Genomic DNA, 14,899 nt, shown 5'->3' with positions numbered 1-14,899 from the left:
ATTCACCATGTTTGAACCGGCCTCATCGCGGGCAAGCCCGCTCCCACAAGGATCACATTGAACCGGTGGGAGCGGGCTTGCCCGCGATTGCAGGCGCCGCAGCCTCAGCGGTCAGGTGCAATCTCACGGCACAATTTGGCCGTAGCCTCGACCATCTGCCCGCTCGGCCGTTCCAGGCCCTTGTCCGTGACCAATCGCAACTGCCCCTGCCGCACCGCCGCCACCTGCGGCCACGCCTTCCATGCATCCAGCTGCGCCTGATCGCCAGCTAGAATCACCTCGGGATTGCGCTGCAACACCGCCTCCACACTGACCTGCGGTGCCGGCAGAGTCAGTTCGGCAAACACGTTTTGCGCCCCACAGACGTCAAGCGCAGCGCTGATGATCTGCCCACCGCCCACGGTATAGAGCGGCCGGTCCCAGACCTGATAGAACACCCGCAACGGCTGATCGCGCCTATAGCGCTTGCGCAACTCAGCCAACCGCTGACGCAAACCGCCGGCCAACGCAACCCCACGCTCAGGCCGACCAAGCTGCAAGGCGATCGCTTCGATCTGTGCGGTGAGTTGTTGGAAATCATGGGGTTCGGCGACGTAGGTCGGGATATTCAAGCGCTTGAGTTGCTCACGCTGGGCCGGGCCGACACTGCCGGGCCAGAGCAGAAGCAAATCAGGCTGGAGGCTGAGCAAGCGCTCCATGTCCAGCTGGCCGTAGCGGCCCACGGTGGGCAAGTCCTTGAGTTCGGCGGGACGCTCACCAGCGTCCAGCACGCCGACCAGCAGGTCGGCCGACCCCAGTTCGACGACCATTTCAGTGAGGGACGGGGCAAGGCTGACAACCCGCTCCACCGCCCCGATCGAGCCGCTGGTGGCCAGCAGCAACAGCGCCAGCCAGGCAAGACGCATCAACCGAGCTGACGCGGAATACGGTAGAGGTAGAACAGCACCGCGGTCGACAGCGCCAGCAGCATCAGTGGCACCGCTTCGAGACCGACGAACACCGCCAATGCACCGATCCAGGCCGGCAGGCCGGCCGCGAGGAATGCCGTGCGCCGCTTGGCCGCCAGACAGATCCATGCGCCCGGCTCCTCAGGGGTATCGAGGGCTTTCTGGGTGGCGATCAACGCATGTTTGTAGGCGCCAAAAAACTTCAGGCTGACAAACATCGAGGCGACACCGGCGATGAACAACGGCATCGCCAGCACCGGCAGGATCGCTTCACTCTGGCCGAACACCGCGTTGATCACGAACAGCGGCAACAAGGCCAACGCCAGGTATTGCCACCAGTTGACGGCCAGTCGCCGCCGTACCTGACCGCGGGTCACGCCCGGTCTACCTCGCCCTGATGTTCGTTGCCCATCATGTGGTCGAGTTTGCTGGCCTTGGTCGCCAGGTAGAGTTTGTTGTGCGGGTTGTGGCCAGTGTGCAGCGGCACGCGCTCGGCGACCGCGATACCCATGTCGGTCAAGGCTTTGACCTTGCGTGGGTTGTTGGTCATCAGGCGCAGGGATTTCACCCCCAGGTGCTCCAGCATCGGCAGGCACATGGCGTAATCACGCTGGTCGGCGGCAAAGCCCAGGCGCTCGTTGGCTTCAACGGTGTCGGCCCCGCCATCCTGAAGCTCATAGGCGCGGATCTTGTTCAGCAGGCCAATGCCACGGCCTTCCTGACGCAAATACAGCAATACGCCCCGACCTTCACGGGCAATGGCCTGCAGCGCGGCCTCAAGTTGCGAGCCGCAGTCGCAACGCTGGCTGAACAAGGCATCGCCCGTCAGACATTCGGAGTGCAACCGACCGAGTACCGGGGCACCGTCGGCGATCTCACCCAGGCTCAGCACGACGTGCTCGCGACCGGTGGCCTCATCGAGAAAGCCGTGCATGATGAATTGCGCAAAAGGCGTTGGCAGCTTGGAAGCGGCGACAAAAACGACAGGCACCGGTGTGCTCCTGATCTAAAAGTCTGAAGATTCGCAGGCCGGCATTGTAACAGCAGGTTCCAACCCACGCTTAGGCTGAATTATCGGCCATAACTATCAAAAAGTTTGATTACTGGCCGGTCAGTTGCTCATTCTCATTGAATGGATAGGGTTGCTTCCAGCGTTCGAAGATCGGCCTGAGCTCACCGCTTTTGACCAATTGCGCCATGCGCTGGTCGAACAACGCCATCAGGCTGCGGGCCGCCGGGGTCTTGGCAAAGCACAGGTACAACGGTAATTCGGCGATATGGGTGCGACGGAACTGGGAAGGATCCTTGGCCCGACTGAGCACCCAATCGACTTCGGTCAGCGCGTCGATGTAGAAGTCGGCGCGGTTCTGCGTCAGCATCGAAACGATGCCGGTCCGCCTTAACACTTCGTTGTAACGGCGAATATTTGGCAGATAATCCTGATAGTCGTAGCCACGTACCCACGCCAGGCGGTAATTGCCCAAGGTTTGCGGGGTCGGTTGCGGACTGCTGGCCAGGCCCAGGGCATAGATATGATCGATATCGAAGTTCCAGCGCGGATAAAGCACATCGCTGGACTCTTCATGGTAGGAGCCGACACAGGCATCGACTTCACCCCGCTCGGCCAACCCCATCGAACGCACATAGGGTTCGGTGCGGATGTCCAGCTTGACCCCCGCCGGCTCGAAGACTTTGCGCAACACATCCCAACCCAGGCCGTGGCCGTCGGCAGCGGTATAGTCTTCCCAGTCTTCGCTGGCCAGATGAATCACCGACGGAGCGGTGGTTGCCTCCTCCGCCTGGGCGAATGCACCGAACACCGCAAACACCATCGCTACCCAGCAGTGTCGAACCATCCCTAGTTCTCCTAATTAATCCCTCAGGCGAAAATCCATACCAGCCCCTGCATCGCCAACCACGCAAACACCCCGGCCAACACATCATCGAGCATGATGCCGACACCTCCATGCACATGCCGGTCAACCCAGTGAATCGGCCACGGCTTGAGGATATCGAAGAAGCGGAACATCAGGAATCCCGCCAGCAGCCACTGCCAACCTTCCGGCACCAGCCACAGGGTGATCCACATGCCGACCATTTCGTCCCAAACGATGCCCTCGTGGTCGTGCACCCGCAAATCATCGGCCACCTTGCCGCACAACCAGAAGCCGAACAACATGGTGATGCCCAGCATCAGCCAGTAACCCCAGTCGGGCAACATCTGCCATAACGGGATAAAGGGTAGCGCAACCAGCGACCCCCAGGTGCCCGGTGCCTTTGGCAAGGTGCCCGAACCAAAGCCAAACGCAAGGAAATGCCAGGGATTGCGCCAGACCGATGGCGGTACGAACTCCGCCGGAACCTGTTTGGGATGATCTGTCACGGTGTCTCCCGAAAATGTTGATAGCCCCGGGTTTGCGGGGTTATGTCTTTGCCTTCGGCGTCCAGCAACATCACGCCCTGCCCTGATATCACCCGCCCGATCACATGGATCGGCCAGCCGTCGGCCAGCAACAGTGGTAACTCGACGGACGGTAAGGTGAAGGCCAGTACGTAATCGTCGCCACCGCTCAGGGCCGCAACCTGTGCGTGCGCTTTACCGAGAAATTCGACCAGGCTCTGCGACAGCGGCAAACGATCCCGTTCGACTTCGATTCCAACCTTCGAGGCCAGCGCGATATGCCCGCAATCAGCGAGCAGACCATCGGAGATATCCATGGCCGAAGTGGCCTTGCCACGCAGCGCCTGACCCAAGCCGAGCTGCGGTTGCGGCGACCAGTAATGCGCCAGCAACGGCTCGGCAATGCGCGCTTGGGCCGTGCGCTGGCCGAGTACCAATGGCAAGGCACCGGCGGCATTGCCCAGGTCGCCGCCTACACACAGCAGATCACCCGGTTGCGCACCGCTGCGGGTCAGCGCCAGACCGCCCGGCACGCGCCCGAACACGGTCATGGTCAGGCTCAACGGCCCGCGGGTCGTGTCGCCACCTACCAGCGCCACGCCGCAGCTCTGCGCCATAAGGTTCAAACCACGGGCATAGGCTTGCAGCCAATCGGCGGTCACCGTCGGCAAGGTCAGGGCAAGGGTAAACGCAACGGGCGTGGCGCCCATGGCAGCCAGGTCGCTGACGGCCACGGCCAGCGAGCGCTGACCGAGCAGAAACGGATCGCAGGGGTCGGCGAAATGCACGCCAGCCACCAGGGTGTCGGTGGAAATCGCCAACTGCTCCCCGGGAGGAATAGCCAGCAAGGCGCAGTCATCGCCAATCCCGAGGGCAACGCCTTCGCCGCCCTGCGCACAAGGCGCGGCGGCGAAGAAATTGCGGATCAGCTCAAACTCGCCCATGGCCGAGAAAAAGTATTCAAGCGCCGATCAGCGCTTGAACGCCTTCACTTCAGCTTCACGCAGACGCGGGGCCAGCTTGTCGAGCACGCCGTTGACGAACTTGTGGCCATCGGTGGAACCGAAGACCTTGGCCAGTTCGATCCCTTCGTTGATCACCACGCGGTAAGGCACGTCGACACGCTTGAGCAGTTCCCAGGTGGACAGGCGCAGAACCGCCAGTTCAACCGGGTCCAGCTCTTCGATGGTCAAGTCCAGGCAAGGCTTGAGCGCGGTGTCGATTTCGGTCTTGAACTGCGGAACCCCGTGCAGGATTTCGCGGAAGTACGCACCATCGACATCGGTGAAATCGTTATCGACCCGGAACTGCGCTTCGATCTCGTTCAGCGACTGCTTGGCCATGTGCCATTGGTACAGCGCTTGAGTCGCGAGCTGACGGGCTTCGCGACGCTTGGCGCTTTTCGATGGCTTGCCAGCATCCGCAGGTTTTGGATCGCGCGGGTTGAAACGATCGCTTTCGTCGCTAATCACTTGGCCTCCAACTGCGCCAGCAGGCTGACCATTTCCAGAGCGGACAGGGCAGCTTCGGCACCTTTGTTCCCGGCCTTGGTGCCGGAACGTTCAATGGCTTGCTCGATGGAATCAACGGTCAGGACGCCGAAAGCGACCGGCACGCCGAACTCCATGGACACCTGGGCCAGGCCCTTGGTGCACTCGCCAGCCACGTATTCGAAGTGCGGAGTACCGCCACGAATGACCGCGCCCAGGGCGATGATTGCCGCGAACTCGCCCTTCTGGGCGACTTTCTGCGCAACCAGCGGAATTTCGAAGGCGCCAGGGGCACGGATGATGGTGATGTCGCTTTCGCTCACGCCATGGCGAACCAGGGCATCAACAGCACCGCTGACCAGGCTTTCAACGACGAAACTGTTGAAACGGCCTACTACCAGAGCATAGCGGCCTTTAGGGGCGATGAAGGTACCTTCGATGGTCTTCAGGGTCATTCGATAGATCTCTTAAAGAGCCGGGACGCGTCTCGTACGCGTCCCTCGGTGATTTATTTGCCGCGAATTCAAGTCCGGAAACGACCGGTCATTATTCGGAGGGCACGTATTCTACAACTTCCAGATCGAAACCGGATATCGCATTAAATTTCATTGGTGCCGACATCAGGCGCATTTTGCGCACACCGAGGTCACGCAGGATCTGCGAACCGGCACCCACGGTGCTGTAGGTGGTCGGCTTTTTCACCGCCAGGTGATCGGCGGTTTCGCGAATGTGCGCCAGCAATACATCGCCATCCAGTGGGTGGCCGAGCAACAGCACTACGCCGCTGCCAGCCTCGGCAACCGCGGACATGGCGGCGCGCAGGCTCCAGCGGCCCGGTTGCTTGACCATCAGCAGGTCGCGCAGCGGGTCCATGTTGTGCACGCGCACCAGGGTCGGTTCTTCGGCGCAGACAGTGCCCAGGGTCAGGGCCATGTGCACGTCGCCTTCCACGGAATCACGATAGGTCACCAGGTTGAATTGGCCCAGTTCGCTGTCCAGAGGCTGTTCGGCAATCCGCTGAACGGTACGTTCGTGGATCATCCGGTAGTGAATCAGGTCGGCGATGGTGCCGATCTTGATGTTGTGTTCAGCGGCGAAAGCTTCCAGTTCGGCACGACGGGACATGGTGCCGTCGTCGTTCATCACTTCGCAGATCACCCCGCTCGGCTCGAAACCGGCCATGCGCGCCAGATCGCACGCCGCTTCGGTATGGCCGGCGCGGGCCAGGGTGCCGCCGGCCTGGGCCATCAGCGGGAAGATGTGGCCGGGGCTGACGATGTCTTCAGCCTTGGCATCACGGGCGGCCGCCGCTTGCACGGTGCGCGCACGGTCGGCGGCAGAGATGCCGGTGGTGACGCCTGTGGCCGCTTCGATCGACACGGTGAACTTGGTGCCGAAACCGGAACCGTTGCGCGGGGCCATCAGCGGCAGCTTGAGCAGTTCACAGCGCTCGCGGCTCATCGGCATGCAGATCAGGCCACGGGCGTGCTTGGCCATGAAGTTGATGTGTTCGGCCTGGCAGCACTCGGCGGCCATGATCAGGTCGCCTTCGTTCTCGCGGTCTTCGTCATCCATGAGGATGACCATCTTGCCTTGGCGGATGTCTTCAACCAGTTCTTCGATGCTATTGAGCGCCACAAGGCACCCCCTTCAGTCAGGATTTGAGGTAGCCGTTGGCGGCCAGAAAGCTTTCGGTAATGGTGCTGCCGGCAGTTGGCTCAGCGGCCTTGTCGCCCAACAGCAGACGCTCCAGATAACGCGCCAGCAAGTCCACTTCCAGGTTCACCCGGCGACCTGGCTGGTACGACGCCATGATGGTTTCGCTCAGGGTGTGCGGAATGATCGTCAGCAAAAACTCGGCGCCATCGACCGCGTTCACGGTCAGGCTGGTGCCGTCGACGGTGATCGAACCCTTATGGGCGATGTACTTGGCCAGCTCCTTGGGCGCGCGAATGCGAAATTCCACGGCACGGGCATTTTCGGTGCGGGCAACCACTTCGCCCACACCATCCACATGGCCACTGACCAGATGCCCGCCCAGGCGAGTCGTCGGGGTCAGGGCTTTTTCCAGGTTGACCGGGCTGCCGCTTTTGAGGTCATTCATGGCGGTGCAGTCGAGGGTTTCGCGACTGACGTCAGCCGCGAAGCCGTTGCCCGGCAGTTCAACAGCGGTCAGGCACACGCCGTTGACCGCGATGCTGTCGCCCAGTTTGACGTCGCTCAGGTCGAGCTTGCCGGTTTCGACGTGGACCCGCACATCTCCGCCTTTAGGGGTCAATGCACGAATACTGCCGATGGATTCGATGATGCCGGTGAACATGGGGTTCTCCTCGAGAACAGAGCCAGCGCTATAGCGATGGCCGGAAATTATACGCTCGCTGCCGGTGAAGGAATGGCAGTGACTCGCCAGTCATCGCCCACCGCGCGAATTTCGGTGATTTTGAGCTCGGGTGCATCTTTCATTTGCGCGAGCGGCCAGTCCAGCAGCGGCCGTGCCGAGGAACCCAAAAACTTGCCGGCAATGAAAATCTGGAATTCATCCACCAAACCGAGTTGAGCGAAAGCACCGGCCAGCCGCGGACCGGCCTCCACCAACACCTCGTTGGCGCCACGGTTGGCGAGCTCGACCAGTAGCTGACGCAGATCGACCTGACCGTCGTAGCCGGGCACGATCAAGCATTCCGGGCCATTGGCGTACTGCTCTTCCACCGCGACACAGGTGGCGACCAGCGCCGGGCCGGCCTTGAAGAATGGTGCATCCAGTGGCACGCGCAGACGCCCGTCGACCAGTACGCGCAGTGGCGCACGGCTCATCACCTGCGCGGTTTGCTCGGCATCCAGTCCCAGTTCGTCGGTTCGCACGGTCAAGCGGGCGTTGTCCGCCAGTACGGTGTCGGCACCGGTCAGCACCACGCTGGCCTGGGCACGCAGGCGTTGCACCGCCGAACGCGCCGCGGGCCCGGTGATCCATTGGCTTTCGCCACTTTCCATGGCCGTGCGACCGTCCAGGCTCATGGCCAACTTGACCCGCACGAACGGCAAGCCATGTTCCATGCGCTTGAGGAAGCCTTCGTTAAGCTTGCGCGCCTCACCTTCCAGCACTCCGCTTTCGGTGGCGATGCCGGCCTCGGCCAGGCGTTGCAGACCACGACCGGCAACTTCCGGGTTCGGGTCCTGCATCGCCGCGACGACCCGCGCCACACCGGCGTTGACCAACGCATCGGCGCACGGTGGCGTGCGACCGTGGTGGCTGCAGGGCTCGAGGGTCACGTAAGCGGTGGCGCCACGGGCCAGCTCACCGGCGGCGCGCAACGCGTGGACTTCGGCGTGGGGCTCACCGGCGCGTTCGTGCCAGCCTTCGCCAACGATCTGCCCGCCCTGCACGATCACGCAACCGACCCGCGGGTTGGGGTGCGTGGTGTAATGACCTTTGCGCGCCAGTTCCAGCGCACGGGCCATGTAATGGGCGTCGAGGACAGCAAGCTCTGCGGATGTGGTCATTCTTTCACCGGTTCCCGGGCCAGGCGATCGATCTCCTCGCGGAACTCATTGAGGTCCTGGAAGCGGCGATACACCGAAGCGAAGCGAATGTAGGCGACTTCGTCGAGCTTTTGCAGCTCGGCCATCACCAGCTCACCAACCACGAGGGACTTGACCTCGCGCTCGCCAGTGGCGCGCAGTTTATGTTTGATGTGCACCAGCGACGATTCGAGGCGCTCGACACTCACCGGGCGCTTTTCCAACGCACGCTGCATGCCGGCGCGGAGTTTTTCTTCGTCGAACGGCTGGCGACTGCCGTCGGTTTTGATCAGGCGCGGCAACACCAGTTCAGCGGTTTCGAACGTCGTGAAACGTTCGCCGCAGGCCAGGCATTCACGCCGGCGGCGCACCTGTTCGCCCTCGGCGACCAGACGCGAGTCGATGACCTTGGTGTCGTTGGCACCGCAGAAGGGACAGTGCATGGTGGCAGGCAACAAAAAAAGGGAGGGCCATGGTAGCGCATCCGGGTGGCAAGACAAGCCATAGGGTTTGCGGTATACAGACGGGATGATCACATGATCCATGGATTTCGCCCTTCCGGAGCTACCAATGCCGTTACGACCGCTCGTTTTGCTCAGCCTTTTCAGCCTGTTGGTGGCTTGCAGCAGCGATGCCCCCCAGCCACCAACACCAGGCCCGGCGCCGCAGCAAGCGCAGAAGAAAGCCCGGGAATCGGCCAACCTCGGCCCGCTGCCGGCCTATCAGCGCGAATTGAGCGGTACCCTGCAAGGCGTACCGGAAGGCGCCGAAGTCGAGCTGGCGCTGCTGGTGATCGACGAAAAGGACCGCCCGCAACAATTGCTCGCCAGTTCCAACCTGATCGGCACCAACCAGGTGTTGCCGTTTCATCTGCGTTTCAATCCAGACTCGTTCCCGGCGGGTGCCCGGGTTGAACTGCGCGGTCGCGCCAGCCAGTCGGGCCAACTGATCCTGCACCTGCCATCACAGCGGATCTACCAGCCGACCACCCAGGCGCTGGGACAACTGCAATTCGTCAAAGCCCCATGAAGTCGCCGCTGGACCTGCAACAGGCGTTGGGTGAATTGCTCGGGGATGCGCGCCTGGTCGCCTGCGGGTTGCCGCAGACTGATCTGAAGTTGTGGCTGATCGATGGCGACAACATGGACCGCGCCTTCAGCCCGGAAGAGACCCGGCGCATTCTGCATGAGCCGCCGTACTGGAGTTTCTGTTGGGCCAGCGGCCTGGCCGTGGCCCGTTACCTGGCGCAGAACCGGCATTGGGTCGAAGGCAAGCGGGTGCTGGATTTCGGTGCCGGCTCTGGCGTGGCCGGGATTGCCGCGGTCAAGGCCGGCGCGCTGGAAGTGGTGGCCTGCGACCTTGACCCGCTGGCAATTGCCGCCTGTCGGGCGAACGCCGAACTCAATGAAGTACAGCTCACTTACTCGACGGATTTTTTCGCCGAAGACGACCGTTTTGATCTGATCCTGGTGGCGGACGTGCTGTACGACCGGGCGAACTTGCCGTTGCTCGATGAATTCCTCAGTCGTGGCCGGGAAGCGCTGGTGGCGGATTCTCGAGTACGGGATTTCCGCCATCCGTTGTATCGGCGCATCGAAATGCTCGAAGCCATGACCTTGCCGGATCTGTGTGAGCCCGAAGAGTTTCGGCATGTGAGCCTCTACCACGCGCGGCGCACTTAGAAGCTTCGCGGGCAAGCCTCGCGCCTACAGGTCCGCGCCGATTTCAAAACGGATAACGGACCTGTAGGAGCGAGGCTTGCCCGCGAAGGCATTCTCTCAGACTGCCCATACTTCCGGCCGCCCCCCGCCAGGCCGTATAGTTGCCCCATTCACGCTTTTACGAGATCCCCCATGAGTCAGCAAACGCCGTACATCTTCGACGCCACGACTGCCGATTTCGACCAGTCGGTGATCGAGAACTCCTTCCACAAACCGGTGCTGGTGGATTTCTGGGCCGAATGGTGTGCGCCCTGCAAGGTGCTGATGCCGATGCTGCAGACCATTGCCGAGAGCTATCAGGGCGAGCTGCTGCTGGCCAAGGTCAACTGCGACCTCGAACAGGACATCGTCGCCCGCTTCGGTATTCGCAGCCTGCCGACCGTGGTGCTGTTCAAGGATGGCCAGCCGGTGGATGGTTTTGCCGGTGCGCAGCCGGAGTCGGCCGTTCGGGCGCTGCTCGAGCCCCATGTACAAATGCCGCCACCGGCCGCCGCCGATCCGTTCGAACAGGCCCAGGCCTTGTTCGACGACAGCCGCTTCGCCGATGCCGAAGCCCTGCTCAAAGTCCTGCTGGGCGAAGACAACACCAACGCCAAGGCGCTGATTCTTTATGCCCGCTGCCTCACCGAGCGTGGTGAGCTGGGCGAAGCGCAAGCCGTGCTCGACGCGGTCAAGAGCGATGAACACAAGGCCGCCCTGGCCGGCGCCAAGGCGCAGATCAAGTTCCTCGGCCAGGCCAAGGATTTGCCGGATGCCGCCGACCTGAAGGCGCGCCTGGCGAAAAACCCGCAGGACGATGAAGCGGTCTACCAACTGGCCGTGCAACAACTGGCCCGCCAGCAGTACGACGCGGCACTGGATGGACTGCTCAAGCTGTTCATCCGCAATCGCAGCTACAGCGAAGGTTTGCCGCACAAGACCTTGCTGCAGGTATTCGAATTGCTGGGTAACGACCATCCGCTGGTGACCACCTACCGCCGCAAGTTGTTTGCTGCGCTGTATTAACATCAAAAGATCGCAGCCTGCGGCAGCGCCTACAAGGAAACGCATTCCAATGTAGGAGCTGCCGCAGGCTGCGATCTTTTACGGTTTATTCGATCCAGCGGAAAATCGGCGTATCGCCGCCGCTCTCGACTTTCACATCCGCGCTATGACGCAAACGCACCAACAGGCGCTTGCCCGACGCCGCACTGCCGGTCAATCCTTCCAACTGCTCCAGCAGATCCGGCCCGCTCAATTGCCCGGCCTTGCGCAGCAAATCCCTGGCGACCTGCCACAGCGCATCGTCCTCATTCAGCGGTTTCGCCGCAGGCACACTGACCTCGGTTTTTTCCACCTGCAACTGCGCACCCAGCCGCGCCCAATCGGCGTCATCCATCTCCAGCGTCAAATCCACCGGCCAGTCGCCGATGCTTCCGCGAATTCGCAACATGAATCAGCTCCCGAACATTTCTTCACGCCCATGCTCCCATGGGGCTTGTGCAACGCCAAGCTGGCAGTCACAATTCGCGCACTAACGTTATAAGATTACATAACATTTTATTCATCTTGTGTTTCGGAGACTCGCCATGCGTAGCCTGCTTCTCGCCCTGCCGTTTGCCTTGTTGCCGCTGGCTGTCGCCCATGCCGCTGACGAACATGACCGCGACCATGAGCAAGGCAGCCTCGGCGCCCACGAGCACGGCGTCGGTCGCCTGAACGCGGCGCTGGACGGCCAGACCCTGGAGCTGGAGCTGGACAGTCCGGCGATGAACCTGGTGGGGTTCGAGCATGCCGCCACCACCGATGCCGACAAAGCCAAGGTCGCCGCAGTTCGCGCTCAACTTGAGGAGCCGGTGGCGCTGTTCAGCCTGGCGAAAGCCGCCGGTTGCGTGGTCGCGAGCCAGGAACTGGAGAGCCCGCTGTTCGGTGACAAACCGGAGGCCGATGACGAAGACGCCAAGGACGAACATCACCACGACCACAGCGAAATCCACGCCCATTACCAATTCACTTGCGCCACACCCGGCGCGCTGAAGACCCTGGACCTGGCGAATATTTTCAACGCATTCCCGGCCACACAGAAAATTCAGGTACAACTGATCGGCCCGAGCGGGCAGCAAGGGGTTGAAGTGACAGCGAAGACTGCCTCCCTCAAATTCTGATCCGCCGCCGCTCCCACAAAGGGTTCTCTATCAACCTGACCGGTTTCACATGACCCAAGCACTCATCGAACTGTCCGACCTGGGCTTCAGCTGGCCCGATCATCCGCCTTTGCTGGATATCCCGGCGTTTCGCCTGGAGCGCGGAGAAACCCTGTTCCTCAAGGGCCCCAGCGGCAGCGGCAAGACCACCCTGCTCGGCCTGCTCGGCGGTGTGCAAAAACCCGATCGCGGCAGCATTCGCCTGCTTGGCCAGGAGCTCACCGCACTCTCGGCCGGCGCCCGCGACCACTTTCGCGTCGATCACACCGGCTACATCTTCCAGCAGTTCAACTTGCTGCCGTTTCTGTCAGTGCGCGAGAACGTCGAACTGCCCTGCCACTTTTCCAAATTGCGCGCCGAGCGGGCGAAACAGCGCCACGGCAGTATCGATCAGGCCGCCGCCACCCTGCTCGCCCACCTGGGTTTGAAGGACGACAACATCCTCGCTCGCCGCGCCGACTCCCTGTCCATCGGCCAGCAACAACGAGTGGCCGCCGCGCGCGCGTTGATCGGTCAACCGGAACTGGTGATCGCCGATGAGCCGACTTCGGCCCTCGACTACGACGCCCGGGAGAACTTCATTCGCCTGCTGTTCGCCGAATGCCGCGAAGCCGGTTCGAGCCTGTTGTTCGTCAGCCATGACCAGAGCCTGGCACCGCTGTTCGATCGCCACCTGTCGCTGGCCGAACTCAATCGCGCCGCCACGTCTGCAGAGGTCTGAGATGTATCTGTTTCGTCTAGCCATGGCCAGCCTGGCTAACCGCCGTTTCACCGCGATCCTCACCGCGTTCGCCATTGCCCTGTCGGTGTGCCTGCTGTTGGCCGTGGAACGGGTGCGCACCGAGGCCAAGGCCAGCTTCGCCAGCACCATCAGCGGCACCGACCTGATCGTCGGCGCGCGTTCCGGCTCGGTCAACCTGCTGCTGTACTCGGTATTTCGCATCGGCAACGCCACCAACAACATCCGCTGGGACAGCTTTGAACACTTCGCCAACAACCCGAAAGTGAAGTGGGCCATTCCTATGTCTCTCGGCGATTCCCATCGCGGCTATCGGGTGATGGGCACCACCGAGGCGTACTTCGAACACTACCAGTACGGCCGCCAGCAACACCTGGAACTGGCCGATGGCCGTGCTTTCGCCACCGACCCGTTCGAAGTGGTGCTCGGCGCCGAAGTCGCGGATGCGTTGCACTACAAGCTCGGCGACAAGCTGGTGCTGGCCCATGGCGTGGCCGTGATCAGCCTGGTCAAGCATGACGACAAGCCATTCACCGTAGTCGGCATCCTCAAGCGTACCGGCACCCCGGTGGACCGCACGCTGCACATCAGCCTCGGCGGCATGGAGGCCATTCACATCGATTGGCACAACGGCGTGCCGGCCCGGGGCAACGGGCGGATCAGCGCCGATCAGGCCCGCAACATGGACCTGACGCCCCAGGCGATCACCGCGTTCATGATCGGCCTCAACAGCAAGATTTCAACCTTTGCCTTGCAGCGCGAAATCAATGAATTCCGTGGCGAGCCGATGCTGGCGATCCTGCCGGGCGTTGCGCTGCAGGAGTTGTGGAGTTTGATGAGCACAGCGGAAAAAGCCTTGTTCGTGGTGTCGCTGTTCGTGGTGCTGACCGGGTTGATCGGCATGCTCACGGCGATTCTCACCAGTCTCAATGAACGCCGACGGGAGATGGCGATCCTGCGTTCGGTGGGCGCGCGGCCTTGGCATGTCGCGACGCTGCTGGTGCTGGAGGCGTTCGCCCTGGCGCTGGCCGGCGTGGTTGCCGGCGTGGCGCTGCTTTACGCCTGCATCGCGGCGGCCCAGGGTTACGTGCAAGCCAATTACGGCCTGTTTCTGCCACTGGCGTGGCCAAGTGAATATGAATGGACGCTACTCGGTGGCATCCTGATCGCTGCGTTGCTGATGGGCAGCGTGCCTGCCTGGCGCGCCTATCGCCAATCCCTGGCCGATGGCCTGTCGATCCGTTTATGAGGACGTTGAAATGCCCCGCGCTGTCTTTGCGCTGTTGATGCTGGTCGCCCTGCCGTTGTGGGCGGCTGCGCCGAAAGAGCTGACCTGGTCGGAAATGATCCCGCCGGATGCGGCGCCGGAAGTACCGAACATGACGCCACTGCATGACCTGTCGAAGATGAGCGATGCGCTGTCCGCCGAATCGGCGCCGGCAGCGAAGCAGGACATGCCCAATGCCCCGGTGGTCAAGGCCCTCGACGGGCAGAATATTCGGTTGCCGGGCTATATCGTGCCGTTGGAAGTGAGTGAAGAAGGTCGTACCACGGACTTTCTGCTGGTGCCGTATTTCGGCGCCTGCATTCATGTGCCGCCACCGCCGTCGAACCAGATCGTGCATGTCAAAAGCGAAGTGGGCGTGAAGCTCGACGAGCTGTATCAGCCGTACTGGATCGAAGGTGCGTTGCAGGTAAAAGCGTCCACCAGCGAGTTGGCGGATGCCGGTTACCAGATGGAGGCGGACAAGATTTACCTGTATGAATTGCCGTAGGAGCGAGGCTTGCCCGCGAAGAGGCCCTCACAGGTTCCCCAAAAACCAATCTCATCCCACTTTCATTGAGCTGCATCAAAAGACCGAATCGTTAGCCGGCTTACCATTGGACATCGAACATTTT

Annotated in this window: 20 protein-coding genes; 7 read left to right on the top strand and 13 right to left on the bottom strand. The window is 61.9% G+C overall.

The window, feature by feature from the left end; all coding sequences use genetic code 11:
* Positions 1-104: 104 nt before the first annotated feature.
* The 12 genes from ACIO0C_RS25935 to nrdR form a co-directional block, all read right to left on the bottom strand.
* On the bottom strand, positions 105-905 hold the full coding sequence (locus ACIO0C_RS25935) for a cobalamin-binding protein (RefSeq protein WP_401316405.1): 801 nt from the start codon (positions 903-905) through the stop codon (positions 105-107).
* Positions 905-1,324, bottom strand: a complete 420-nt coding sequence (locus ACIO0C_RS25930) for an MFS transporter (RefSeq protein ID WP_401316403.1) — start codon at positions 1,322-1,324, stop codon at positions 905-907. Before ACIO0C_RS25930 ends, ACIO0C_RS25935 begins: the two co-directional genes overlap by 1 nt.
* On the bottom strand, positions 1,321-1,938 hold the full coding sequence (gene ribA, locus ACIO0C_RS25925; RefSeq protein WP_008059515.1) for a GTP cyclohydrolase II: 618 nt from the start codon (positions 1,936-1,938) through the stop codon (positions 1,321-1,323). Before ribA ends, ACIO0C_RS25930 begins: the two co-directional genes overlap by 4 nt.
* Before the next feature lie 109 nt (positions 1,939-2,047).
* Entirely contained in the window at positions 2,048-2,803 is a 756-nt protein-coding gene (locus ACIO0C_RS25920) for a substrate-binding periplasmic protein (protein WP_401316399.1), read from the bottom strand.
* Between the two features lie 23 nt (positions 2,804-2,826).
* On the bottom strand, positions 2,827-3,330 hold the full coding sequence (locus ACIO0C_RS25915) for a phosphatidylglycerophosphatase A (RefSeq protein ID WP_008059518.1): 504 nt from the start codon (positions 3,328-3,330) through the stop codon (positions 2,827-2,829).
* Positions 3,327-4,292: a thiamine-phosphate kinase gene (thiL, locus tag ACIO0C_RS25910; protein ID WP_401316396.1), complete on the bottom strand. Its 966-nt coding sequence runs from the start codon at positions 4,290-4,292 to the stop codon at positions 3,327-3,329. Before thiL ends, ACIO0C_RS25915 begins: the two co-directional genes overlap by 4 nt.
* A gap of 27 nt (positions 4,293-4,319) precedes the next feature.
* Complete coding sequence (gene nusB, locus ACIO0C_RS25905; protein ID WP_095197200.1) at positions 4,320-4,820, bottom strand: transcription antitermination factor NusB; 501 nt, start codon at positions 4,818-4,820, stop codon at positions 4,320-4,322.
* On the bottom strand, positions 4,817-5,293 hold the full coding sequence (gene ribE / locus ACIO0C_RS25900) for a 6,7-dimethyl-8-ribityllumazine synthase (RefSeq protein WP_003228649.1): 477 nt from the start codon (positions 5,291-5,293) through the stop codon (positions 4,817-4,819). The genes nusB and ribE overlap by 4 nt, the downstream gene beginning before the upstream one ends.
* Before the next feature lie 91 nt (positions 5,294-5,384).
* A complete protein-coding gene (gene ribBA, locus ACIO0C_RS25895) occupies positions 5,385-6,476 on the bottom strand; it encodes a bifunctional 3,4-dihydroxy-2-butanone-4-phosphate synthase/GTP cyclohydrolase II (RefSeq protein WP_008059522.1) in 1,092 nt (363 codons plus the stop codon).
* A 16-nt stretch (positions 6,477-6,492) separates the two neighbouring features.
* Entirely contained in the window at positions 6,493-7,158 is a 666-nt protein-coding gene (locus ACIO0C_RS25890; RefSeq protein WP_008059524.1) for a riboflavin synthase, read from the bottom strand.
* A gap of 47 nt (positions 7,159-7,205) precedes the next feature.
* Complete coding sequence (ribD, locus tag ACIO0C_RS25885; RefSeq protein WP_401316393.1) at positions 7,206-8,339, bottom strand: bifunctional diaminohydroxyphosphoribosylaminopyrimidine deaminase/5-amino-6-(5-phosphoribosylamino)uracil reductase RibD; 1,134 nt, start codon at positions 8,337-8,339, stop codon at positions 7,206-7,208.
* Positions 8,336-8,800: a transcriptional regulator NrdR gene (nrdR, locus tag ACIO0C_RS25880; protein ID WP_003228656.1), complete on the bottom strand. Its 465-nt coding sequence runs from the start codon at positions 8,798-8,800 to the stop codon at positions 8,336-8,338. Before nrdR ends, ribD begins: the two co-directional genes overlap by 4 nt.
* A gap of 127 nt (positions 8,801-8,927) precedes the next feature.
* On the opposite strand from nrdR, the gene ACIO0C_RS25875 reads away from it, so the two are divergent.
* The 3 genes from ACIO0C_RS25875 (at position 8,928) to trxA (ending at position 11,083) form a co-directional block, all read left to right on the top strand.
* On the top strand, positions 8,928-9,386 hold the full coding sequence (locus ACIO0C_RS25875) for a YbaY family lipoprotein (RefSeq protein ID WP_401316391.1): 459 nt from the start codon (positions 8,928-8,930) through the stop codon (positions 9,384-9,386).
* The gene (locus ACIO0C_RS25870; RefSeq protein WP_401316389.1) at positions 9,383-10,039 is read left to right on the top strand and encodes a class I SAM-dependent methyltransferase; all 657 of its coding nucleotides are present in this window, start codon (positions 9,383-9,385) and stop codon (positions 10,037-10,039) included. The genes ACIO0C_RS25875 and ACIO0C_RS25870 overlap by 4 nt, the downstream gene beginning before the upstream one ends.
* Positions 10,040-10,210: 171 nt before the next feature.
* Positions 10,211-11,083, top strand: a complete 873-nt coding sequence (gene trxA, locus ACIO0C_RS25865) for a thioredoxin (protein ID WP_008065763.1) — start codon at positions 10,211-10,213, stop codon at positions 11,081-11,083.
* An 85-nt stretch (positions 11,084-11,168) separates the two neighbouring features.
* Here the strand turns inward: trxA and ACIO0C_RS25860 are convergent, their stop codons facing one another.
* Positions 11,169-11,510, bottom strand: coding sequence for a hypothetical protein (locus ACIO0C_RS25860; RefSeq protein ID WP_401316386.1), 342 nt, complete (start codon positions 11,508-11,510; stop codon positions 11,169-11,171).
* 136 nt (positions 11,511-11,646) lie between these two features.
* On the opposite strand from ACIO0C_RS25860, the gene ACIO0C_RS25855 reads away from it, so the two are divergent.
* Genes ACIO0C_RS25855 through ACIO0C_RS25840 form a run of 4 tightly spaced genes read left to right on the top strand, consistent with a single transcriptional unit; the run spans position 11,647 to position 14,775 of the window.
* Positions 11,647-12,222 (top strand): DUF2796 domain-containing protein, encoded by a 576-nt coding sequence (locus ACIO0C_RS25855; protein ID WP_401316383.1) that lies wholly within the window; start codon positions 11,647-11,649, stop codon positions 12,220-12,222.
* Positions 12,223-12,271: 49 nt separating this feature from the next.
* Positions 12,272-12,982: an ABC transporter ATP-binding protein gene (locus ACIO0C_RS25850; RefSeq protein WP_401316381.1), complete on the top strand. Its 711-nt coding sequence runs from the start codon at positions 12,272-12,274 to the stop codon at positions 12,980-12,982.
* A 1-nt stretch (position 12,983) separates the two neighbouring features.
* Positions 12,984-14,249, top strand: coding sequence for an ABC transporter permease (locus ACIO0C_RS25845; RefSeq protein WP_401316380.1), 1,266 nt, complete (start codon positions 12,984-12,986; stop codon positions 14,247-14,249).
* Between the two features lie 10 nt (positions 14,250-14,259).
* Positions 14,260-14,775: a DUF3299 domain-containing protein gene (locus ACIO0C_RS25840; protein WP_401316377.1), complete on the top strand. Its 516-nt coding sequence runs from the start codon at positions 14,260-14,262 to the stop codon at positions 14,773-14,775.
* Positions 14,776-14,899 lie beyond the last annotated feature (124 nt).

The organism is Pseudomonas sp. NPDC087336 (genome assembly GCF_044744285.1).
Classification (GTDB): domain Bacteria; phylum Pseudomonadota; class Gammaproteobacteria; order Pseudomonadales; family Pseudomonadaceae; genus Aquipseudomonas.
This window is presented reverse-complemented; position numbering and strand designations above follow the sequence as displayed.